Annotated in this window: 23 protein-coding genes; 16 read left to right on the top strand and 7 right to left on the bottom strand. The window is 63.6% G+C overall.

The genetic code is table 11. The features are described 5' to 3' along the window. Positions 1–2 precede the first annotated feature (2 nt). Genes cydB through cydC form a run of 3 tightly spaced genes read left to right on the top strand, consistent with a single transcriptional unit; the run spans position 3 to position 4,471 of the window. Positions 3–1,046, top strand: a complete 1,044-nt coding sequence (gene cydB / locus RA302_RS23590; protein WP_003939727.1) for a cytochrome d ubiquinol oxidase subunit II — start codon at positions 3–5, stop codon at positions 1,044–1,046. Between the two features lie 58 nt (positions 1,047–1,104). After that, complete coding sequence (cydD, locus tag RA302_RS23585) at positions 1,105–2,793, top strand: thiol reductant ABC exporter subunit CydD (RefSeq protein ID WP_051720796.1); 1,689 nt, start codon at positions 1,105–1,107, stop codon at positions 2,791–2,793. After that, entirely contained in the window at positions 2,783–4,471 is a 1,689-nt protein-coding gene (gene cydC / locus RA302_RS23580) for a thiol reductant ABC exporter subunit CydC (protein WP_030535243.1), read from the top strand. Before cydD ends, cydC begins: the two co-directional genes overlap by 11 nt. Before the next feature lie 233 nt (positions 4,472–4,704). Here the strand turns inward: cydC and RA302_RS23575 are convergent, their stop codons facing one another. The 7 genes from RA302_RS23575 to RA302_RS23545 all read right to left on the bottom strand — a co-directional run bounded on the left by RA302_RS23575 (position 4,705) and on the right by RA302_RS23545 (position 9,954). Further along, complete coding sequence (locus tag RA302_RS23575) at positions 4,705–5,745, bottom strand: type IV toxin-antitoxin system AbiEi family antitoxin domain-containing protein (protein ID WP_030535244.1); 1,041 nt, start codon at positions 5,743–5,745, stop codon at positions 4,705–4,707. Positions 5,746–5,889: 144 nt separating this feature from the next. Further along, positions 5,890–6,528, bottom strand: a complete 639-nt coding sequence (locus RA302_RS23570; protein ID WP_030535245.1) for an FABP family protein — start codon at positions 6,526–6,528, stop codon at positions 5,890–5,892. A gap of 258 nt (positions 6,529–6,786) precedes the next feature. Then, complete coding sequence (locus RA302_RS23565) at positions 6,787–7,092, bottom strand: DUF1416 domain-containing protein (protein WP_030535246.1); 306 nt, start codon at positions 7,090–7,092, stop codon at positions 6,787–6,789. A 2-nt stretch (positions 7,093–7,094) separates the two neighbouring features. After that, positions 7,095–7,928, bottom strand: coding sequence for a sulfurtransferase (locus RA302_RS23560; RefSeq protein WP_003939859.1), 834 nt, complete (start codon positions 7,926–7,928; stop codon positions 7,095–7,097). Between the two features lie 74 nt (positions 7,929–8,002). Further along, complete coding sequence (locus RA302_RS23555; RefSeq protein WP_003940408.1) at positions 8,003–8,473, bottom strand: DUF4395 domain-containing protein; 471 nt, start codon at positions 8,471–8,473, stop codon at positions 8,003–8,005. 228 nt (positions 8,474–8,701) lie between these two features. After that, positions 8,702–9,178, bottom strand: a complete 477-nt coding sequence (locus tag RA302_RS23550) for a thioredoxin family protein (RefSeq protein WP_003939684.1) — start codon at positions 9,176–9,178, stop codon at positions 8,702–8,704. Further along, complete coding sequence (locus tag RA302_RS23545) at positions 9,175–9,954, bottom strand: LmeA family phospholipid-binding protein (RefSeq protein ID WP_003939847.1); 780 nt, start codon at positions 9,952–9,954, stop codon at positions 9,175–9,177. Before RA302_RS23545 ends, RA302_RS23550 begins: the two co-directional genes overlap by 4 nt. Before the next feature lie 141 nt (positions 9,955–10,095). On the opposite strand from RA302_RS23545, the gene RA302_RS23540 reads away from it, so the two are divergent. The 13 genes from RA302_RS23540 (at position 10,096) to RA302_RS23480 (ending at position 21,722) form a co-directional block, all read left to right on the top strand. Continuing rightward, positions 10,096–10,848, top strand: a complete 753-nt coding sequence (locus RA302_RS23540) for a response regulator transcription factor (RefSeq protein WP_003939728.1) — start codon at positions 10,096–10,098, stop codon at positions 10,846–10,848. Between the two features lies 1 nt (position 10,849). Next, a complete protein-coding gene (gene mshD, locus RA302_RS23535; RefSeq protein WP_030535247.1) occupies positions 10,850–11,749 on the top strand; it encodes a mycothiol synthase in 900 nt (299 codons plus the stop codon). A 193-nt stretch (positions 11,750–11,942) separates the two neighbouring features. After that, positions 11,943–13,061 carry a phosphate ABC transporter substrate-binding protein PstS gene (pstS, locus tag RA302_RS23530; protein ID WP_003940482.1) on the top strand — a complete coding sequence of 373 codons (1,119 nt, stop codon included), beginning with the start codon at positions 11,943–11,945 and terminating at the stop codon, positions 13,059–13,061. A 62-nt stretch (positions 13,062–13,123) separates the two neighbouring features. Continuing rightward, complete coding sequence (pstC, locus tag RA302_RS23525) at positions 13,124–14,215, top strand: phosphate ABC transporter permease subunit PstC (protein WP_007733846.1); 1,092 nt, start codon at positions 13,124–13,126, stop codon at positions 14,213–14,215. A 3-nt stretch (positions 14,216–14,218) separates the two neighbouring features. Then, positions 14,219–15,127, top strand: a complete 909-nt coding sequence (gene pstA, locus RA302_RS23520; RefSeq protein ID WP_003940100.1) for a phosphate ABC transporter permease PstA — start codon at positions 14,219–14,221, stop codon at positions 15,125–15,127. A gap of 58 nt (positions 15,128–15,185) precedes the next feature. Beyond that, positions 15,186–15,962 (top strand): phosphate ABC transporter ATP-binding protein PstB, encoded by a 777-nt coding sequence (gene pstB / locus RA302_RS23515; protein ID WP_003939968.1) that lies wholly within the window; start codon positions 15,186–15,188, stop codon positions 15,960–15,962. Between the two features lie 280 nt (positions 15,963–16,242). Further along, positions 16,243–16,545: an urease subunit gamma gene (ureA, locus tag RA302_RS23510; protein WP_003939800.1), complete on the top strand. Its 303-nt coding sequence runs from the start codon at positions 16,243–16,245 to the stop codon at positions 16,543–16,545. Then, entirely contained in the window at positions 16,542–17,012 is a 471-nt protein-coding gene (gene ureB, locus RA302_RS23505) for an urease subunit beta (RefSeq protein WP_030535248.1), read from the top strand. The genes ureA and ureB overlap by 4 nt, the downstream gene beginning before the upstream one ends. Then, on the top strand, positions 17,009–18,718 hold the full coding sequence (locus RA302_RS23500; RefSeq protein ID WP_030535249.1) for an urease subunit alpha: 1,710 nt from the start codon (positions 17,009–17,011) through the stop codon (positions 18,716–18,718). Before ureB ends, RA302_RS23500 begins: the two co-directional genes overlap by 4 nt. 4 nt (positions 18,719–18,722) lie before the next feature. After that, positions 18,723–19,412: an urease accessory UreF family protein gene (locus RA302_RS23495; protein ID WP_030535250.1), complete on the top strand. Its 690-nt coding sequence runs from the start codon at positions 18,723–18,725 to the stop codon at positions 19,410–19,412. Further along, positions 19,405–20,148, top strand: coding sequence for an urease accessory protein UreG (gene ureG / locus RA302_RS23490; protein WP_030535251.1), 744 nt, complete (start codon positions 19,405–19,407; stop codon positions 20,146–20,148). The genes RA302_RS23495 and ureG overlap by 8 nt, the downstream gene beginning before the upstream one ends. Then, positions 20,148–20,885: an urease accessory protein UreD gene (locus RA302_RS23485; protein ID WP_070161625.1), complete on the top strand. Its 738-nt coding sequence runs from the start codon at positions 20,148–20,150 to the stop codon at positions 20,883–20,885. The genes ureG and RA302_RS23485 overlap by 1 nt, the downstream gene beginning before the upstream one ends. 90 nt (positions 20,886–20,975) lie before the next feature. Next, positions 20,976–21,722: an SDR family oxidoreductase gene (locus RA302_RS23480; RefSeq protein ID WP_003940029.1), complete on the top strand. Its 747-nt coding sequence runs from the start codon at positions 20,976–20,978 to the stop codon at positions 21,720–21,722. Positions 21,723–21,758: the final 36 nt, after the last annotated feature.

Below are 21,758 nucleotides of genomic sequence, written 5' to 3'. Positions count from 1 at the left end.
TCATGGGACTTCAAGAAGTATGGTTCGTGCTCGTCGCAGTACTGTTCATCGGTTACTTCGTCCTCGAAGGATTCGACTTCGGTGTCGGAATGCTCATGCCGATCGTCGGCAGAGGCAGTGACCTCCCGGCCGATACGCGTCGACGGGTAGCGCTCAACACGATCGGCCCGGTGTGGGACGGCAACGAAGTGTGGTTGATCACCGCAGGTGGCGCGATGTTCGCGGCATTCCCGGAGTGGTACGCGACGTTGTTCTCCGGGTTCTATCTACCGCTGCTGATCATCCTGGTGGCCTTGATCGTTCGTATCTGTGCCATCGAATGGCGAAGCAAGATCGACGACGACAAATGGCGTCAGCGTTGCGACTGGGGCATCATCTTCGGCTCCTGGGTCCCGGCAGTTCTCTGGGGCGTGGCTTTCGCGAACATCGTTCGGGGCGTGGCGATCAACGCAGACAAGCAGGTCGAGTCGGGATTCTTCGATCTGCTCAATCCGTACGCGCTGCTCGGCGGTCTGACCACCGCGCTGGTGTTCGCTCTCCACGGTGCAGTGTTCCTGGCACTCAAGAGTGCCGACGAGGTTCGTGAAGATGCCGTGAAGATTGCTGCACGACTGGCAATTCCGGCTATTCCGGTCGCCGGCGGATTCGTCCTGTGGACGCAACTCGCCTACGGCAAGGGATGGACGTGGATTCTGGTAGCCGCCGCTGCTGCGGCACTGATCGGCGTCGTCTTCCTGACGCGGGCCGAGCGCGAAGGCTGGGCCTTCGTTCTCACCTGTGTGGCCGTCATCGCCACCGTCGTGCTGCTGTTCGCCTCGCTGTTCCCGAACGTCATGCCGTCGACGCTGGATCCGGCGTACAGCCTGACCATCGAGAACGCGTCGTCGAGTCCGTACACGCTCAAGGTGATGACGTGGGCCGCGGCATTCATGACGCCGGTGGTGATCATCTACCAGGGTTGGACGTACTGGGTGTTCCGACAGCGCATCTCCTCCAAGCAGATTCCGGCGTCGATCGGCCTGCGATTCAAGGAGAAGACGTGGTAGTGGCAAAACCGCAATCACACAAGATTCGAAACACGAAAGAACTGACGGTCGAATTCACGTGACTATCGAAGTAGGCGACGCTCCCACCACTCGGGAGCGTCGCCGGGGACCGATCGACCCGCGGCTGTGGCGACATTCCGCTTCTGCGCGCGGCTATCTGATCCTGACTGTTGCTCTGTCGATGGTGAACGTCGTGATGGTCATCGTCGCGGCGCTCATGATCGGCCGGGTGCTGGCCGGAGTGATCACCACTCGAACTGTGGATGTTTCCTCGTGGACAACCGAATTGGTTGTTCTCGCCGCAGCTGTGGCGGTCCGAGTTCTGGGGACCTGGCTGCAGACCAGGTATGCGCACCGGGCGTCGACTCGCGTCGTTGCCGAGATCAAGAACGGCGTGCTGACGTCGGCGACGGCGATGAGTCCTCGCGATCTGGATCCGCGGCGTGACGAGATCGCGACCGTGGTCACCCGAGGTGTCGACGGCCTTGGTCCGTACCTGACGGGATACCTTCCGGCCCTGGTCTTGTCGGTGACGCTGACACCCATCACCCTGATAGTCATTGCGGTGCAGGACATGACGTCTGCGGTCATCATCTTCGTGACGCTGCCGCTGATCCCCATCTTCATGATTCTGATCGGCCTGCTGACAAAGGGTAAGTCGGAGAAGACGCTGGCAGCGATGACCACGTTGTCTTCGCAACTGCTCGATCTCCTTGCCGGTTTGCCGACGCTGCGGGCGCTCGGTCGTCAGCAAGGTCCTGCCGAGCGCGTCCGTGAACTCGGTGACGCTCATCGGCGAACGACGATGTCAGCTCTCCGCGTCGCGTTCCTGTCCTCGATGGTGCTGGAACTGCTCGCAACGCTCTGCGTCGCGTTGGTGGCCGTGAGTATCGGCTTGCGACTGGTGTACGGCGACATGTCACTCGAGCCGGGGATAGTCGCGTTGATCCTCGCCCCCGAGGTGTACCTGCCACTTCGGATGGTGGGAACCCAGTTCCACGCCGCCGAGGACGGAATGGCGGCAGCCAACAAGGCATTCGAGGTTATCGAGGCGGATTCTGCCGCACCGGAGGGTGGTAGCACGACGGTGGTCGCTCGCGGTGCCGACATCGTCTTCGACGGACTCGGCGTGACCTCTCGTGGGGGAGTCGCACCGTCTCGACTTTCCGCCGTGGCATCGCCAGGGGCGATCACCGTGCTCACCGGTCCCAACGGCTGCGGCAAGTCGACGGCAGTGCACGCGCTGCTCGGGTTGATCGAACCGAGCAGTGGGCGCGTGACGGTCGCCGGCGTCGATGTCCGAGACCTGGACGAGCACGCGTGGTGGAGTCAGTTGGCCTGGCTACCGCAACATCCGGTCCTCCTGCCCGGCACCATTCGCGAGAACCTCGATCTCACCGGGGCTGTCGATGCGCAAGCATTGGCTCGCGCCGCTGCTGCGACGGGATTCGACGCGGTACTGGCCGAGCTGCCTGCGGGCGTCGAGACCGTGATCGGCGTCGGCGGTACAGGTCTGTCTTTGGGGCAGCGGCAACGGCTGGCACTGACACGCGTGCTTGCCTCGGACCGCGCAGTTCTTGTCCTGGACGAACCCACCGCTCACCTCGACTCGGATTCGGAAGGGACAGTGTTGGCTTCTCTGAGAGCACGGGCGGAGCGTGGCGACACCGTTGTCGTGATCGGCCACCGTCCGAGTGTGCTTGCCGCAGCTGACCGGATCGTCGAGGTGCGCGCTCATGAGAAGTGACGCTCACGATCCGCTTCTGCGTGCTCTGCGGCTACTGGAACTTCGGCCACGACGCGTACTGACGGCGGTAGCGGCGGGTGTGGCAACACTCGGTAGCGCACTCGCCTTGGCCGCGCTGTCCGCATGGTTGATCACGCGTGCTTGGGAGATGCCCCCCGTTCTCGATCTCAGTGTTGCGGTAGTTGCCGTACGCGCATTGGGAATCTCACGTGGTGTCTTCCGCTATCTCGAACGATTGACGACGCACGACGTCGCGTTGCGCGGAACCACCGCGGCGCGATCGAGGATCTACCAGCAGTTGGCCGCAGGAGATCCCGCGGCAGCAGCCGGACTACGACGCGGTGACCTGCTCTCACGTACGGGCGCCGACGTGGATGCACTGGGCGACGTCGTCGTCAAAGCACTGATCCCGATTGCGGTCTCGATTGTCCTCGCGTTTGCTGCGGTGGGAATCCTGTTGTTCATCTCGGTTCCGGCCGCGCTCATCCTGGCTGTTGCGCTGGCGGTGTCCGGGATCGCGGCACCCTGGCTTTCGGCTCGTGCTGCTCGTCTCGCCGAGGCCGACAGTTCTGCTGCCGCAGCGCGATTCAGTGAGTCCGCGGTGACCGCCCTCGACCATTCCGCCGAGCTCCGGGTATCGGGTCGCTTGGATCAGGCGGTGAGCGAGGCTGTGTCCGCCGAGAACGAGGTGGTCGATGCAACCGATCGCGCGGCGGTACCGAGTGCCTTTGCCGCCGCGGCGACGCCCCTGGCAATCGGCGTGAGCGTCCTCGGTGCCCTGTTGATCGGAATTACGCTGTACGGAACCACCGACATGTCACCGATGTCCATGGGAATCCTTGTACTGCTTCCGCTGTCGGCTTTCGAGGGAACCGCGATACTGCCCAGCGCGGCGGTGGCATTGACCAAGGCGCGGCTGGCGTCGGCACGCATCATGGCGGTACTCGATCGAGCCGACGCCGAACACGTTGAAGGAAATCGTGCGTGGCCGGAGGACGGGGTCCTGAGTGTGCACGCGTTGCGGGCGGGTTGGCCCGGGGGAAAGGTGACCGAACCGCTGTCGGTGGATCTTCCTCGCGGTGCTCGTGTTGCCGTCGTCGGCGAGAGCGGATCCGGAAAGACCACCGCGCTGATGACGATGGCGGGACTGCTGCCGCCTATCGCGGGAACAGTGCGCGTTGGCGGAGTGGATGTTTCGGAAGTCGATCCGGCCGAACTGCGTCGGCACGTCGGGTACTTCGCCGAAGACGCACACCTCTTCGAGACGTCGGTACTCGAGAACCTGCGCGTCGCGCGGGGTGACCTCACCGCCGAGGACGCGGAGAAGGCACTTGCCGCAGTCGGTCTCGGCGAGTGGCTGGCGGAACTGCCGGACGGGCTCGACACCTACCTGGTCGGCGGTATGCGAGCGGTTTCGGGCGGTGAGCGTCGTCGGTTGCTGTTGGCACGCGCGATCGTCTCGCCCGCGGAGGTACTGCTGCTCGACGAGCCGACCGAGCACATGGACGCGGAGGCCGGCGCTCAGTTGCTGCGCGAGTTGCTCGATCGCGACGGAATGCTGGTCGATTCTTCACGAACGGTTGTTGTCGTTACCCATCAACTTCCGGCCGGTACTGGAGCTGACCAGGTGATATGCGTCGGAAAAGTTTCTGTGGAAAATACGTTGCCGTCATCGTGAAGTGGGCGTACTTTCTCCTGTACACAAGGAAGGAGGTGGTCTGAAATTGAAGTACAGACGGACGCGTGAGGTGGCTGCCAGCTAGCCGCAATCGCTGATGGAATTCACTTACCGCGTGAGCGGCCGGCGAATCCCAGGCAGCCACCCGACCCCCGAGCCCCCGATCAGTCCGACCGGGATCCGCGCGAAAGCGTGGGTGTGGCTCGGGGGTCGCTTCGTGCCGTGCGCCTTTATCAACCCCCGGCGGTTAATAAAGGCGCACAGCGTGGACAAGGATTAGGCCCCCACCATCCACCGCGCTCGAGGATCGCTCTGACCTCGGCTGCAGTTCGGCACGAGGCCCCCTCCACCTCCTCCCAACCGAAGACCAGTGTGGCGTTGCCTGACAGTTCGGATGCGTTTCCTCGCCGACGATCCCGCAGCGCAGTCGCCCGAGAAGCGTGGAAGGCAAATCCGTCGAGTCGAACGATCAGTGCGACACCGCAATTGCGGTAGTCGACGTCCTCGTAGAGAGTTCTCCCATCGACGAGGACCGGTGATTGCCGTCGTGCTTCCGGCAAACCGTGTGCGCGCTCGACCTCGATTGCGTAGCGATGTTCGAGTACCGACTGGACACCGCGATCCAACAGGTCCAATGTCGAGGACAGCGCTTTGACATATCGCCTCGGCCGGCGGCATTCCATTCGGGTGCGCAATTCCATCCGTGACACTTTGCACGCCGTGGCGGAGCGAACCAGAGAACGAGCGGCGTCGCGAGCCGACGGCTCTGCAACCGCCAGGTCAATTGCGGTGTCGGCCAGCGAAGTACGAGCAGGCTGAGTGGCAACGCCGATGTATGCCTGAGCGCGTGAACGATGAACGATCACTCCGGGATGGGCAGTGGACCACCCCAACGGAACGGGGCGCGCCGGGGAGCGTTCGGGTCTGACCGTCGGACTCTGACAGCGCGAGGATCTGCCGTATCGGACCGTGATGTGGACCGGCAGTTCGGACTCGATGTGCGTGAGTCCCCACTCTTCAGCTGCCGTCCGGTGACTCAGGTAGGTCTCTCCGCCGCCGAACAGAAGGGCGGCCTCGAGAATCATTGCTCGGTTGAGTGGGCCGTTGGTGCTGGATTGAACGCCGTGGAGGACGGTTGTCCATTGACCCGATTCGACCAGGTGTTGGATTCGCCGCGGTGAATAGCCGAAAGGGCGTAGTTGTTTGTTGGTCGCGAGTCCGTGTTGGAAGTCGAAGAGTCTTCGGAGATCAGGATCGATGTAGTCGCAGCTCATGCGAATACCGTGAGATCGCGGTCCGACAGGAATCGGTCGAAACTGCCGCTCCAGAGCCCGCCTGTGGAATTTGTCGGTGCCTGTGGATAAATCTGCTGTGCGCCTTTATTAACCGCCGGGGGTTAATAAAGGCGCACAGCAGAGCTAGCCGATGTAGCGCGTCAGGCGGGCCGAGAGACGCGGTTCCAGGCCACCGTCAGACATGATCCGCTCTTCGACGTACGCAAGGTCGCCGCCTTCGACGATGCCGTACAGACGCTTCGCGCCGCCGTACAGTGCACCGGACTGGCTGCGGATCACCACGTCGGTGGCAAGTTCCCACGACGCTTGGGTGAGTGCGCGCCCGTAGTACATTTCGACGACACCGGAGCTGTGGCTGAGCAGGAGTTCGACCACTTCCTGGTTGACGCTGCCCGGGATGCCGTCGCCGCCCATGCGCCAGTAACCGCTCTCGCGCAGATCGGGGCTCACGTACTTGCCCTCGGCGTCGATGCGCCAGGACCGGGACTCCCAATTGAGGTACGGGCCGCCGTCGTGCGAGATGACGATCTGCTGACCGAAGGCGTAGTCGCCGTTCTCGTCGTGTCCTTCACCTTCGCCGCGCCAGACACCGACGAGGGGGAGAAGCGCGAGGAGTTCGGGATTGATATCCGGGCCGAGGCGCAGGTTTGCGGTGTCCTCCGGCAACGGAAGGTCCGGCAGGGTCGGAATGTTGAGCGACGCCGTCGACTTGGAGCGCTCGACGGCGATGGCGACAGCTTCGTCCCCGCTGCCGCGCCTCACGGCACCTGCAGCGGCGGAATCGTCAGCGGTCGCGTCGGACCCTGAATCCGGAGCCTGACTCACGACTCGTCGGTGACCAAGCGGTACACGACGTACACGGAGAACCAAGCGATCATGACGGATGCGAGTGCGAGGAGTACCTCGAAGAAAATGACCACGGGTACATCTTAGACCGCGGCGACCGACCGGAAAAATCGGGAGCCGGAATGCAGAAGGCCCCGCACCGGAGGGGTGCGGGGCCGCCTGACAAAGCAGGAATTACTTGCTGACGGTCACGTCCACGTTGTGCACGCCCGAGCCCTCGGGAGCGACGGTGGAGGTGCCGTTGCCCGAGCTGGACAGTGCACGCACGGTCCACTCGCCCGGAGCGGCGAAGAAGCGGAAATCGCCGGTTCCCGATGCCACGACCTCGGCCGTGAACTCTCCGGAGCCGTCGAGCAGACGCACGAATGCGCCGCCGATGGGCTGGCCGTCAGTTGCGAGAACGCGGCCGGTGATGACCGTTTCCTTCTCGACGTCGACGCCGGCAGGCAGGGTCTGGCCCTGGGTAGGTGCTCCACACATGATCAGGCTCCCAATTCGATCGGTGCGCCGACGAGTGAGCCGTATTCGACCCAGCTGCCGTCGTAGTTCTTGACGTTGTTCTTGCCGAGGATCTCCTGCAGGACGAACCAGGTGTGGCTCGAACGCTCGCCGATGCGGCAGTAGGCGATCGTTTCCTTGGTGTCGTCGAAGCCCTTTTCCGCGTACAGCTTGGCGAGGTCGTCGTCCGACTTGAAGGTGCCGTCCTCGTTGGCGGTGGTGCTCCACGGGATGTTGATGGCTCCGGGGACGTGGCCACGCTGCTGCGCCTGCTCCTGCGGAAGGTGGGCGGGAGCGAGGATCTTGCCCGAGAACTCGTCAGGGCTACGAACGTCGACGAGGTTCTTGCTGCCGATGGCGTCGATGACCTCGTCGCGGAAAGCGCGGATCGAGAAGTCGGGGGTCTCGGCCTTGTACTGCGTGGCTTCGCGGTTGACTGCGTCCTTGGAGAGCGGGCGTCCGTCGAGTTCCCACTTCTTGCGGCCGCCGTCGATCAGCTTGATGTCCTGGTGGCCGTACAGCTTGAAGTACCAGTAAGCGTAAGCGGCGAACCAGTTGTTGTTGCCACCGTAGAGAACGACGGTGTCGTCGTTCGCAATGCCTTTGGCGGAGAGCAGATCCGAGAACTGCTCCTGGTTCAGGAAGTCGCGTCGGACGCCGTCCTGGAGGTCCTTGCGCCAGTCGAGCTTGACTGCACCCTCGATGTGGCCGCCGTCGTATGCGCTGGTGTCCTCGTCCACCTCGACAAAAACGGTCTTGGGGGTGTTGAGGTTCTGCTCAGCCCAGTCAGCGGAGACTAGGACGTCGGAGCGAGCCATGGTGTTCCTTTCGATATGGTCTTGCATCGGTCGTTATCTAGCAGGGGTTCAGCAGGGTTGTGGGGCAAGCGTTTTCACGCGGTGGTAGCACGGCCGGTATTTCGCAGCCTTGCGACGAGTGGATAGATCTGGCAGCCGAGGCAGATACCGAACGCGGCGTTGAGCAGGGCCGCGAACAAGGCGAAGCCGGTGGCAACGGTGCCGACGATCGTCGACCCGGCCAGGAAACCGACCGTGCCTGCCAATGCGAAGACGAAGCCGACGAACTGCGCGAAGCGCAGCGGTGCCACGGGTTCGCGTTCGCTGACCGGCGAGAGTCGCGGGGCGACGAGCTTGCCGAAGATCTGGCCGTACGGGCTGCGCTTGGGGCCGAGTACCGCTCCGACCGCGAAGACTATGGCCTGCAGTGCGAGAACGACGGTGGCGGCGGGCAGTGAGAAGGTCGAGAGGATGAGCGTGAGTACGAGAACGCCGGTGGTGACCCACGCGGCGAATCGAGGTCCGCGGACGTCGACCTGCTCGAGCTGGGGTGTGGTTGTGGACATCGGGAGTGCTCCTGCGCTGGATTGCATGATGCTGTGCCTGGACCGAGAAAACGGGACGTCAAAGTCCCACTCGGTGGATTGATCACGTGAGCGAAAGCTCGAAGGTCAGAGAGATCTGACGGATGTGGTGATCAGCAACAGGTACAGCAACAGCCCCCGAGGCGGCACAGGTCTACTGCGCGGCGTCGGGTGAGCATCAGCTCGTGGCGGGTTTGCACGTCGGCGAGTTTACCCCGAATTCTCGGATTTTGGCTCGTGGGGTCCGGATAGTGGTACGAGTGCAGCTTTCAGATCCGCTGCGGATGGCACTCCGGACACCCGGAACTGTTCCTCCAGGCCACCGTCGAGGATGAAGGTGGTGGGCAGCGAGAGGACACTCATCTCGCGTGCCAGAGCCGGTTCCTTGTCGATGTCGAGCTCGATCTCCACCGGCGGACGGGGAGCGTCGGCCATCGAGATCACGACCTGACCGACGACGCGGCGTACTGCCGCGCACGGTCCGCACCAGTCGGCAGAGAAATGCAGTACGACGGGTCCGCCGTTCGGCGAAGAGACTCCAGCGGCGCGGAGCAGTTCGAGGCGACTGTCCGCCGCGCCGGTCGCGGCCGGCGTGGTGACTCGGACCTTTCCGTTGCGCGACTTGAGAAAGAGCCCGACCGCGACGACGGCGACCAGCGCGACCAGCAGAATTGTGATCCCGGTCATCGGTTCTGCAGCTCTGCGAGATCGATCGTCGTGTTTTCGGCGCTGCCTTCGATCACGATTCTTCCGCCTTCCGCGTAGACCAGGCTCGGCTGAATTCCGTAGGGGAGTGCCTGCGGATCGATCGTGTAGCTGAACAAGCCGAGGACGACGGGTTCGAGTGCTGCGGGGATCGAGAAATCGGCTTTGCCCTCCGGACCGAAGTACAGATTGCTGGCGACGATCTTGACCTGCCCACCTTCCAGAACCAGGTTGGCCTGCACGCTCACTGCAGTCTCGACCGGACCGACGGCAACCGTTCCCGTCAGCACGACGGCGCCCGCGGTGCTCGCTCCGGTTCCGCCGCTGCCCCCGGTGCCATCCGACTTGTTGGCCGGCGGCGAAGATACCTGCAGGTCAGGGATGTTGAGCAGCTTTCCGAGGTCGGTGGCGTTGATTCCCATCCGGCCGTCGAGTTTGTCGACGGGGAGTTGGGTGACATTGCCGTTCACGATGTCGGAGAAGGGAACGGTGACCCCGCGCAGATCGGCCTCGACGGTCACTTCGCCCACCACGTCGCTCTGGACGCCGGTAGCTCTGACGTAGACGTCCTTGTATTTCCCGCCGAGTGCCTGGGTGAGGAAGGGGAACCCGTTGAAGGTGACCTCCGGATCCGACTCGAGTGATGCGCCGGTTCGGAGCTCGCGGGAAACCCGGTACTCGGCGTACGCGGCCGCGCCGAAATCGGCCACCAGTCCGAGGCCGAGGAGAAAGACGATGCCGATGATCAGTTTGCGCACCGCACCATTGTGACGGACTCCGGTCGGGGTTCGATGCGACGGCCCCGGTACCAGGCACGCTAATGTAGGGACCGACCAAAAGCGTCGAACTACTCGAGCGTTGCCCTCACGGGTTGCGCGGGCTACTAGATAGGAGGCCGTGTGGAACTGCTCCTCCTCACCTCCGACCCCAACCCGGAAGCTGTACTACCGGCGTTGGCGTTGCTGGCGCACTCGGTTCGGCCTGCCCCCACAGAGGTTTCCTCGCTACTCGAGGCAAGTTCCGCGGACGTGGCATTGGTGGATGCGCGCACCGATCTGGCTGCCGCACGCGGGTTGTGTCGATTGCTCGGAAGCACAGGATCCGCAGTACCTGTGGTCGCCGTCCTCACCGAAGGCGGACTCGTTGCCGTCAACGCCGACTGGGGGTTGGACGACATCCTGCTTCCCGGTACCGGTCCGGCTGAGGTGGACGCCCGATTGCGGTTGTTGGTCGCCCGCAGCGGCGGTGTGGCCAGTCCGGAAGCGTCGGGAAAGATCACGCTGGGCGAACTGGTTATCGACGAGGGGACGTACACGGCACGACTGCGTGGACGGCCCCTTGATTTGACTTACAAGGAATTCGAGCTGCTCAAGTACCTCGCGCAGCACGCCGGACGGGTATTCACCCGGGCGCAGCTGCTGCAGGAAGTGTGGGGCTACGACTTCTTCGGCGGCACCAGGACGGTCGACGTCCACGTGCGTCGTCTGCGGGCGAAACTCGGCACCGAATACGAGTCCTTGATCGGTACAGTCCGAAATGTCGGATATAAGGCAGTGCGTCCGACCAGGGCCAAGGGTGGCGCAGCTGCTCCCGTTCAGTTCGAGGACGACGAGGACGTCGACTACGACGCGGCCGACGGATCGGTGGTCTGACGTGGGTTGGACAGATTCACTGCCGGCTGGATTCGCCGAGCAGGTTTCCGCGCTTCTCGATCGCGCAACCGAGTTCGACGGCAAGGCGCCCGTGTCGGAACAGGGGCGCCATGCCGTTGCCGGGCGCGGCGCCGCGCGACACTTCCTCGAACTCGACGGCGATGCAGTCGTCGGTTATGCGCAGCTGCAAGCCGGTTCGGACGAGCATCCCGACATGGCCGAGTTGGTGGTCGACCCGCAGGCGCGGCGTCGCGGCATCGGAACCAGGCTTGCCGCAGCGGTATTCGACGAGGGCCGGCCGGGCACGCGTGTCTGGGCGCACGGAAACGTCGACGCCGCAGTCGAATTCGCCAAGACCCTCGATCTGGTCAGCGTTCGTGAACTCCTGCAGCTGCGTCGACCACTCGATGCTCCGCAGCTTCCGGAAATCGTTGTGCCCGAAGGTGTGACGATTCGGACGTATCGTGGACCCGAAGACGATTCCGAGATCCTTCGCGTCAACAATGCGGCCTTCTCCTGGCATCCCGAGCAGGGCGGCTGGACCCAGGCGGAGATCGACGAGAGAACGGCCGAAGGTTGGTTCGACCCTGCTGGTCTGTTCATGGCGTTCGCGGACACCGATCCCGATACTCTTCTCGGCTTTCACTGGACCAAGGTGCACGCACCCGAAGGTGACGATCCGGAGCTGGGGGAGGTGTACGTCGTGGGGATCGATCCCGCGGCGCAGGGACGAGGTCTCGGCCGAGTGCTGACTCTCGCGGGCATGCATTACCTGCGTGATCGCGGCCTCGGAACCGTCCTTCTGTACGTCGAAGGCGACAACACGGCCGCCCTCCACACGTACGAACGACTCGGCTTCGATCGCTTCCACGTGGACATGGCTTACGCCCGCGCGCTCTGACGTCACAGTCGGACACGCAGAAATGTCCAGTCTGTTCATTCTCCGTTAACCATGTGTGGTCCAGCCGGACACCGCGCCCGCCTACTTTTCTCTGTGGGCAGCGCCGTGTTGCCTGATGCAGATTTCAATCATTCTGCGTCTCATGTCGCCGCCCGATCGTGGGCGTGGCGGTAGCGATTTCCGGAGGATCTTGGTGAATCTCAAGCGCAGTGGTGCCCTGCTCGGTGTAGTGGCCGTGGGCGCCATGACCTTGGCCGCATGTGGCAGCGACAACAACTCGTCGTCGACGGGTGTGGACGCGTCCGCATCGAACGCAACGTGCGAAGGCAAGAGCAACCTCTCTGCCGCTGGTTCCTCGGCACAGAAGAACGCCATGGACCAGTTCGTCGCCACTTACATCTCCGTGTGCCAGGAAAAGGGCAAGACGGTCAACGTCGCGTACAACCCCAGCGGTTCGGGCGACGGTCGTACACAGTTCATCGCCGGCCAGATCGACTTCGCCGGCTCCGACTCGGCCATCAAGGACGAGCAGGCCGACAAGGCCAAGGAGCGTTGCGTCGGCGGCGAAGCCTGGAACCTTCCCCTCGTCTTCGGCCCGATCGCAGTTGCATACAACCTCGACGGCGTCGACAAGCTCGTTCTCAACGCAGAGGTTCTCGCGAAGATCTTCAACGGCGGCATCACCAAGTGGAACGATCCGGCAATCGCCGCGCTCAACTCCGGTGCATCGCTTCCCGACGAGAAGATCACCACCGTGATCCGCTCCGATTCCTCGGGTACCACCGACAACTTCCAGAAGTACCTCGACGCGGCATCGAACGGTGCTTGGACGTCGGGCGCAGGGTCCGACTTCACCGGTGGCGTCGGTGAGGGCGCCAAGGGTTCGGCGGGCGTTGCACAGGCAGTTGCCACGGCACCGGGTTCGATCACCTACGTCGAGAAGTCGTTCGCCGATCAGAACAAGCTCTCGGTTGCCGAAATCAACACCGGCTCCGAGGCAGTCGCACTGACCAACGACACGGCCGCGAAGTCGATCGCAGGCGCGAAGTTCAAGTCCGACGCAACCGGCGACCTGACGCTCGACCTCGCGTCGATCTTCAAGACCAACGAAGCCGGCGCCTACCCGCTGGTTCTCGCCACGTACTCGATCGTCTGCTCCAAGGGCTACGACGCGGACACCTCCGCAGCAGTGAAGTCGTTCCTGACGAGCGCGGCCAACGAGGGTCAGGCCAACCTGGCCGAGCAGGGTTACGTCCCGCTGCCGTCCAACGTCCAGGATCGCCTCAACGCGTCCATCACGGCAATCAGCTGACCTAGAGACTCGTGCGGACAAGCTCATGGATCTACATTCAGACGTGAAGGAAGTGAGCGCGCATGAGTGACGCGCCCATCACCTCGACATCTCGTTCTCCCGGCCCCGCAACCAGCGGGGCCGGGGTGGGCGGTCCGAACGGCACCACGGAGGACACGATTACTTCCACCAAGGCTCCAGAAACCGAGCATCCTCCGAAGGGTGACGGTCCGGGTAGCGGCAACAGCAAGACGGTGACCCGTCCGGGTGACCGCATCTTCAGCTCGCTCGCCTCCGGTTCGGCAATCTTCATCACGGTTGTCATCGCGGCGATCGGCGCGTTCCTGATCTGGCGTGCTGTTCCTGCTTTGAGCCGGAACCAGGTCAACTTCCTGACCAGCCGTGAATGGGTCACGCAGAACATCAACGCGATGGCGTTCGGTGTCCTCGATCTTTTCCAGGTCACGGTGTTGGTCTCGCTGTTCGCACTGGTGCTCGCGATGCCGATCGCACTGGGCATTGCGATCTTCCTGACTTCGTACTCACCCAAGTGGCTCACGCGGCCACTGTCGTACACGATCGACCTTCTGGCAGCTGTGCCGTCCATCGTCTACGGCCTGTGGGGACTTCTCGTCTTCGCTCCGGCGATCACCCCGGTCGCGGTGTGGCTCAACGACACTCTCGGCTGGTTCCCGCTCTTCGCCGACGGCAGCGGATCGATCACCGGTGGCGGCACCATCTTCACCGCAGGCATCGTCCTCGCCGTGATGATCCTTCCGGTCATCACCGCAGTGACCCGCGAGGTGTTCATCCAGACCCCGCGATCACAGATCGAAGCCGCACTCGCCCTCGGCGCCACGCGCTGGGAAGTTGTGCGCACCACGGTCATCCCGTTCGGTAAGTCCGGCTACATCAGCGGCTCGATGCTCGGTCTCGGACGCGCACTCGGTGAGACGATGGCGCTCTACCTGATCCTGCGCACCACCTCTCAGGCCTTCGGCTGGTCGCTGTTCGACGGCGGCTCGACCATCGCCTCCAAGATCGCCCTCGGCTACGCGGAGTTCAACAACGACATCCAGGCAGGCGCGTACATCGCGGCCGGACTGGTGCTGTTCGTACTGACCTTCGTCGTCAACGCGGCTGCCCGCGCAGTGATCGCCGGAAAGAAGGACTGACCCATGACCTCCACTCTGGACCGGCCGGTCAAGGCCCCCACTTTCCAAGGCGTCGGCGCTCGTCGTCGTGCCAAGGACGTCATCGCGACCATCCTGGTGAGCCTGGCAGTCGTCATCGCGCTCATCCCGTTGGTCTGGGTGCTCTTCACGGTCATCGCCAAGGGCCTGCCCGCTCTGACGTCGCCTACCTGGTTCACCAACTCGCTGAGCGGATTGACGGCGTCGGCCGACGGCGGCGGTATCTATCACGCATTGATCGGCACCCTGCTGCAAGGCATCGTGTGCGCGGTCTTCTCCATCCCGCTCGGTATCTTCGTCGCGATCTACCTGGTGGAGTACGCCGACCGGAAGTCGAAGCTGGGCAAGCTGACCACGTTCATGGTCGACATCCTCAGCGGTGTTCCGTCGATCGTGGCTGCGCTGTTCATCTACGCCCTGTGGATCGCGACCTTCGGCTTCCCCAAGTCCGCGTTTGCGGTGTCACTGGCTCTGGTCCTTCTGATGGTCCCGGTCGTCATCCGCTCCACCGAGGAAATGCTGCGCATCGTCCCGATGGATCTGCGAGAGGCGTCGTACGCGCTCGGTGTGCCGAAGTGGAAGACCATCTCGAAAATCGTTCTGCCGACGGCACTTCCCGGCATCATCACCGGCGTCATGCTGGCCCTGGCACGCGTGCTCGGTGAGACCGCACCGCTGCTGATCCTCGTCGGCTACGCACCGTTCATCAACTTCGACCTGTTCAACGGCGAAATGGGCACACTGCCTTCCGTCATGGTCGCCGAGATGAACAACCCCACCGACGCCGGCACCAACCGCATCTGGGGCGCAGCACTGACCCTGATCCTGCTGATCGCGATCCTCAACATCGTCGCGAAGCTGATCGGTCACTTCTCACAGGTCAGAAGTAAGTGATGCGGCCGCGGAACATGTTCGTACTCAACAGCGTCAACAACTCAGTAGGGAGCCGGTAATGGCCAAGCGTCTGGATCTCAAGGACGTCAACATCTACTACGGCAAGTTCCACGCCGTCGCCGATGTGGGCCTGTCCGTCCCGCCCCGGAGCGTCACCGCCTTCATCGGCCCGTCCGGTTGCGGCAAGTCCACCGTTCTCCGTTCACTCAATCGCATGCACGAAGTGATTCCCGGTGCGCGCGTCGAGGGTTCGGTGCTGCTCGACGGCGAGGACATCTACGGCTCGAACGTCGATCCGGTCGGTGTTCGCAAGACCATCGGCATGGTGTTCCAGCGACCCAACCCCTTCCCGACCATGTCCATCAAGGACAACGTCGTCGCGGGCTTGAAGTTGCAGGGCGAGCGCAGCAAGAAGAAGCTCGACGAGGTGGCCGAGCGTTCGCTGCGCGGTGCCAACCTGTGGAACGAGGTCAAGGATCGCCTCGACAAGCCCGGTGGCGGCCTCTCAGGCGGTCAGCAGCAGCGTCTGTGCATCGCGCGTGCCATCGCGGTCTCGCCCGACGTCCTGCTCATGGACGAGCCGTGCTCCGCGCTCGACCCGATCTCGACTCTCGCGATCGAAGACCTGATCACCGAGCTGAAGAAGGACTTCACGATCGTCATCGTCACGCACAACATGCAGCAGGCTGCGCGTGTGAGTGACCAGACGGCATTCTTCAACCTCGAGGCAACCGGCAAGCCCGGTCAGCTCGTCGAGATCGACGACACCGAGAAGATCTTCTCGAACCCGACGCAGAAGGCCACCGAGGACTACATCTCCGGCCGCTTCGGATAGGTCCCGGGATCAACCCTGCACGATCATGTTTCACCCCCGTTTCCAACAGGAGACGGGGGTGAAACTTTTTGGTTGTGGTGATAGTTCCCACTCCGGTGCGCAGAGCTGAGCGTCGTTGGGCGCCCGAATAATTCGATGAGCAGCGCAAGTGCGCCGAGTGGGCGCTGAAGTAGCCGACGACGTGAATCTCGTGGATACTGACGACGCTTCGGGCAATGCTAATCTCGGCCCGACAGCACGCTGTCGATCGATGTCGTTTCACAACCGGAAGGGCTTGTCAGTGCACCTCACCCCTTCAGATACCGAAAAGCTGCTCCTGAGCGTCGCGGGCATGGTCGCCCGTGACCGCCGCGAGCGCGGGGTACTGCTGAACTACCCCGAAGCGATGGCACTGATCTCGTGCTGGATTCTCGAGCGCGCGCGTGACGGAATGACGGTTGCGGAACTGATGAACGCCGGTCGGCAAGTGCTCACCCGCGACGACGTGATGGAAGGGGTACCCGAGATGATTGCAAACGTCCAGGTGGAGGCCACTTTTCCGGACGGTCGCAAGCTGGTCACCGTGACGGAGCCCATTCGATGATTCCCGGCGAGGTACGTGTGTCCACCGAACCGCTCGAGTTCGGCACGGACGCGGAGAAGATCACGATGGTCGTCGTCAACGACGGCGATCGCCCCATTCAGATCGGTTCACATCTCCACCTTCCCGCGGCCAACCCGGCGTTGACCTTCGATCGCGAAGCGGCAGACGGCTTCCGGCTCGACATCCCCTCGGGAACGTCGGTTCGGTTCGAACCCGGGGTCAGCAGAACGGTGACACTGATCGCGCTCGGCGGACTCAAAAGGGTTCCGGGCCTGCAGATCGTGCCGGACGAAGACCTACCGACACATGCGCGCGAGCCCAAGACCGTCATGCCGTTCGGCACGCCCGGCGTCGAGGTCGAAGAACCTTTGCGAGCGTCCTCGGTGAACGTGCGTGTGAGTGATGTTCCAATCGAGGCGGATTCACCGGACGACGCCGCGACGACAGTTGAGAGGACAGCCGAATGAGCAGGATCGATCGACGCGGCTACGCCTCCCTGTACGGCCCGACCGCAGGCGACCAGATCCGTTTGGCCGACACAGATCTGTGGATCGAGATCGAGCACGACTACACCGCGACCGGCGACGAGATGGTCTTCGGCGGCGGTAAGAGCATCCGCGAGTCGATGGGCCAGGGCCTGACCACTCGCGACCAGGGTGCTCTCGACGTCGTCATCACCAACACGGTGATTCTCGATCACTGGGGAATCGTCCGGGCAGACGTGGGAATTCGCGACGGACGCATCGTTGCGATCGGCAAGTCCGGTAACCCCGACATCATGGATGGCGTGCACCCCAAGTTGCTCATCGGGCCGAGCACCGACGTGATCGCCGGCGAGGGGAAGATCCTCACCGCGGGTGCGATCGACACGCACGTGCACTTCCTCAGTGAAATCGAGATGATGGAGGCGCTCGCGACCGGTACGACGACGGTGGCGGGCGGCGGAACGGGCCCCACCGAGGGAAGCAAGGCAACCACCGTCACACCCGGCGCCTGGTCCTTGACGATGATGCACCGCGCCCTCGACCACATCCCGCTCAACGTTCTTCTCCTCGGCAAGGGCAGCACCGTCAGCCATGAGGCCATGCGTCAGGAAGCTCTCGCCGGCGCAGGCGGATTCAAGGTCCACGAGGACTGGGGTTCCACTCCGGCTGCGATCGACGCAGCGCTGCGCGCAGCCGACGAGTTCGGCCTCCAGGTAGCGCTGCACGCCGACAGCCTCAACGAAACCGGTTACGTACAGCACACTTTGGATGCGATTGCCGGACGTGGGATCCACGTGTTCCATGCGGAAGGCGCCGGCGGCGGGCACGCACCGGACATCATCGTGACGGCAGGTGAGCCGAACGTTCTTCCGGCATCGACCAATCCGACGTTGCCGCATACCGTCAACACGGTTGCCGAGCACCTCGACATGCTCATCGTGTGTCATGCGCTCAATCCCCGGGTTCCGGAGGATCTTGCCTTTGCCGAGTCCCGGATCCGGCCGACAACGATTGCAGCAGAAGACTTTCTGCACGACATCGGAGCCATCTCGATCACCTCGTCCGACGCCCAAGCGATGGGCCGTATCGGTGAGGTGACCCTGCGGACATGGCAGGTGGCTCACGTCATGAAGGCCCAGTACGGCAAGCTGGGCACCAGCATGCCGGCCGACAACGAGCGTGCGCGGCGTTACGTCGCCAAGTACACGATCTGCCCCGCGGTGGCGCACGGTATCGATCACGAGATCGGCTCGGTCGAGGCCGGGAAGATGGCGGACCTGGTGCTGTGGGATCCCGCGTTCTTCGGAGTCCGTCCTTCTGCCGTGATCAAGGGCGGGGCGATAGTTGCTGCGCCGCTTGGTGATCCGAATGCTGCTATCCCGACCCCGCAGCCGGTGTTCGTTCGCCCGGCCATCGCGGCGACTCCGGGATCGGCCCCGCACCTGTCCACGACGTTCGTCTCTCCGATGGCCATCGAGGACGGTCTGGCCGATCGTCTCGGTCTCACCCGCACCCTTACCGGTGTTCGTCCGACGAGACACCTCACCAAGGCGGACATGCCGAACAACACGGCGCTGCCGTCCATCGACGTCGATCCGGAGACGTTTGCCATCAAGGTCAACGGCGACCTGATCGCGCCCAACCCCGTTGACGTGGTGCCGATGGCTCAGCGCTACATGCTGTTCTGAAACCATGTCGATCGAGACGGCATCTGCCGAGATAGCATCGATGCTCTTGGCAGACGGGCGTCTGCCTACCGGCGGTCACGCGCACTCGTCGGGGTTGGAACCGGCACTGACGGGCGGACTCCTGCAGAGTCAGGTCCCTGACTTCATTCGCGGTCGACTCGAAACAGTCGGACTTGTCGAGGCCGCTTCAACGGTGGTCACGCGCCGCTGGGCCGTAAGTGAGGGTAGTGCAGGCGAACTCGAGGACATCTCGAGGGAACTGCTCGCTCGGACTCCCAGTGCACCGCTGCGTGAGGCGTCGATTCAGCTCGGCCGTGGGCTGGCGAGACTGGCGTCGCGATTGTGGCCGCAGCACCCCGCGGTGCAGATGCTCATGGCGCTGCCTGGGCATCCGATGCGTCCGCTCGCGTTGGGCGTCTTCACGGCGGTCTCCGGGATGGACGACCTGCAGGCAGCCAGATCTTGTTTGTACGACGACGCCCAAACGGTGGCGTCGGCGGCATTGAAGCTACTGCCGGTGGATCCGGCAGAACCGGTCGAATGGTTGCTCCGAGCAGCCCCGACCATCGAAACCGTCGCCGCGGCTGCCGTAGCCGTCGAGGGCGTCGCAGATATACCCGCAACAACAGGGCCGTTGGTCGAACAATGGTCACTCGAACACCACGCTCGATCCAGGAGGATTTTCCGTGCTTGACAACCTGAACAACACCACCACTGCTGCAAGAGGTTTGAGGCTCGGCGTTGCCGGCCCCGTCGGCACCGGCAAAAGCACCCTCATCGCCACCATCTGCCGCGAACTCGCGGCGGAGTACGAGATCGCGGTGGTCACCAACGACATCTACACCGACGAGGACGCGCGACTGTTGCGCGCGGCCAACGTTCTGCCGATCGAGCGCATCGTCGCAGTCGAGACCGGTGCGTGCCCGCACACGGCTATTCGTGACGACGTCACGCCGAACCTCATTGCGGTCGAAGACCTCGAGCGTCAGTTCCATCCCCTCGACATGGTGATCGTGGAAAGCGGCGGTGACAACCTGACCGCCACGTTCAGCCCGGCACTGGTCGACGCCCAGATCTTCTGCATCGACGTCGCGGGCGGCGGAGACGTCGCACGTAAGGGTGGTCCCGGCATCGAGCGGGCAGATCTGTTGGTGGTCAACAAGATCGACCTGGCCCCGTACGTCGACGTCGACGCGGTCCAGATGGTGGCCGATGCCACGGCCGCGCGAGACGGACTTCCCGTTCTCGCGCTCAGCCAGAAGGATCACGCGACGATCGACCAACTCAGTGCGTGGCTTCGCCAGGTCATCGCAGCTCACCGTGCGGGTAGTCACACCCCGCAGGATCCGGGGCCGATGGCGCCGCACTTCCATGCCGATGAAGAAGACCACGGACACGGTCACGGGCACAGCCACTCTCACGCTCACTGATGCGCACCGGAGCTACGCGGGTCGTCGTCGAGAGAGTGGGTGACACCGCTGTTGCGCGAGAGCTGATCTCGGGCGACTTCCTGGCCCCGCGGTTCGTCGACGCTCGCGGGCTCACCGTGCGAATTGCCTTGGTAGGGCACAGTGCAACGCTGCTGGCCGGCGACGACCTGCGTATCGAATTCGTAGTCGCTCCGGGTACGTGCCTCGAGGTGATCGAGCCGTCGGGGACCGTCGCGTACAACGCGCGTGGCGGCCGGGCGTCGTGGTCGGCTTCGGCGAGCGTCGGCGCCGGTGCGGCGCTGATCTGGCGCGCGGCACCGTTTGTCGTCGCGGGCGGCGCGGATGTGACCAGGCGCGTGGATATTTCACTGGAATCCGATGCCGTTGCGCTGCTCGACGAGATGATCGTATTCGGCCGGACCGGCGAAACCGGCGGTGCGCTTCGCTCGGATCAGCGCATTACCGTCGACGGTGACGCGCTGCTCGTGGAAACTCTCGACCTGCGTAGCGTTCCTGGCCGTTCGCTGCCGGGAATTCTCGGTGGCCATCGCGTGCTCGGTACGACCATGCTGTTGGGGATGAAGACTACCGACGACGTCGAAGGGCACGTGACGCCGCTGGCGGGAGCAGGGATGCTGGCACGGGCCGTGGCCGATCACGCACACGAGGCGAGCGCAGCGTTGGATCCGATCTGGTCGCGGTGGCGTGGGCGGGTTTCGCAGAAGTACAGCGACTGATTCGCCCGACCGTCACACTTCGGGAGGCTGCGTCGTCCAGTATGTGACCAGGCCGAAGAGAGCCGGGCGCACGGGTTTGACGGAGGCATCATGCGAATTGTTGTTCTGGGCGGAACCGGCCAGATGGGAAAGCTGGTCGTCGAGCAGGCGAAAATCGGGGGCCATGACGTCGTCGCCGCCGCTCGATCGACGGGAGTAGACATCTCCACGGGTGCGGGGTTGGACGAAGCATTTGTCGGTGCCGACGTGGTCGTCGACGTGAGTGATCACGTCACCAACAGTGCCAAGAAGGCAATCGAGTTCTTCGAGACGGCAGCGAAGAACATCGCCGCGGCCGAAGCCAGAGCAGGCGTTAAGCATCACGTGCTGCTCTCGATCGTGAACTGCGACGATCCGCGATTGAAGTCCTTCGGTTACTACCAGGGGAAGGCTGCGCAGGAACGCGCGGTGGAAGCGTCGAGTATTCCTTTCACGATCCTGCGATCCACTCAGTGGTTCGAGTTCGGCGAGAAGACGATCGCGCTGTTCGGACTGGGGCCGATCGCGATGGTTCCTCGGATGCGGTCACAACCGGTGGCAGCGAAGACCGTTGCCGAGGCGCTCGTGACCTGCGCTCAGAACGGTCCGACCGGGAGGGCTCCGGACCTGGCCGGGCCCGAGGTCCTCGAGATCCCGGCCATGACGCGCGAGATCTTGAAATACCGTGGCCGACGTAAGTGGCTGATCCCGATCTCGATGCCGGGAGCGGGTAAGGCGATGAAGGGTGGGGCGTTGCTACCCGCGCCGGGATCCACAACTGCAGGACCCACGTTGGAAACCTGGTTGCACGAGAACTGAATAGGAAAGGCGGCCGCGCAAGTGCGCGGCCGCCTT

The sequence above is a fragment of the Rhodococcus sp. DN22 genome, from assembly GCF_036669995.1.
Lineage (GTDB): Bacteria > Actinomycetota > Actinomycetes > Mycobacteriales > Mycobacteriaceae > Rhodococcus_F > Rhodococcus_F erythropolis.
The sequence above is the reverse complement of the archived record's forward strand: the minus strand, read 5'-3'. Positions and strand labels throughout refer to the sequence as shown.

Coding starts and splice junctions, on each gene's coding strand:
- cydB (WP_003939727.1), top strand. CDS start 3: ATGGGACTTCAAGAAGTATGGTTCGTGCTCGTCGCAGTACTGTTCATC.
- cydC (WP_030535243.1), top strand. CDS start 2,783: ATGAGAAGTGACGCTCACGATCCGCTTCTGCGTGCTCTGCGGCTACTG.
- RA302_RS23575 (WP_030535244.1), bottom strand. CDS start 5,745: ATGAGCTGCGACTACATCGATCCTGATCTCCGAAGACTCTTCGACTTC.
- RA302_RS23565 (WP_030535246.1), bottom strand. CDS start 7,092: ATGTGTGGAGCACCTACCCAGGGCCAGACCCTGCCTGCCGGCGTCGAC.
- RA302_RS23560 (WP_003939859.1), bottom strand. CDS start 7,928: ATGGCTCGCTCCGACGTCCTAGTCTCCGCTGACTGGGCTGAGCAGAAC.
- RA302_RS23555 (WP_003940408.1), bottom strand. CDS start 8,473: ATGTCCACAACCACACCCCAGCTCGAGCAGGTCGACGTCCGCGGACCT.
- RA302_RS23550 (WP_003939684.1), bottom strand. CDS start 9,178: ATGACCGGGATCACAATTCTGCTGGTCGCGCTGGTCGCCGTCGTCGCG.
- pstC (WP_007733846.1), top strand. CDS start 13,124: ATGAGTGACGCGCCCATCACCTCGACATCTCGTTCTCCCGGCCCCGCA.
- pstA (WP_003940100.1), top strand. CDS start 14,219: ATGACCTCCACTCTGGACCGGCCGGTCAAGGCCCCCACTTTCCAAGGC.
- pstB (WP_003939968.1), top strand. CDS start 15,186: ATGGCCAAGCGTCTGGATCTCAAGGACGTCAACATCTACTACGGCAAG.
- ureB (WP_030535248.1), top strand. CDS start 16,542: ATGATTCCCGGCGAGGTACGTGTGTCCACCGAACCGCTCGAGTTCGGC.
- RA302_RS23500 (WP_030535249.1), top strand. CDS start 17,009: ATGAGCAGGATCGATCGACGCGGCTACGCCTCCCTGTACGGCCCGACC.
- RA302_RS23495 (WP_030535250.1), top strand. CDS start 18,723: ATGTCGATCGAGACGGCATCTGCCGAGATAGCATCGATGCTCTTGGCA.
- RA302_RS23485 (WP_070161625.1), top strand. CDS start 20,148: ATGCGCACCGGAGCTACGCGGGTCGTCGTCGAGAGAGTGGGTGACACC.
- RA302_RS23480 (WP_003940029.1), top strand. CDS start 20,976: ATGCGAATTGTTGTTCTGGGCGGAACCGGCCAGATGGGAAAGCTGGTC.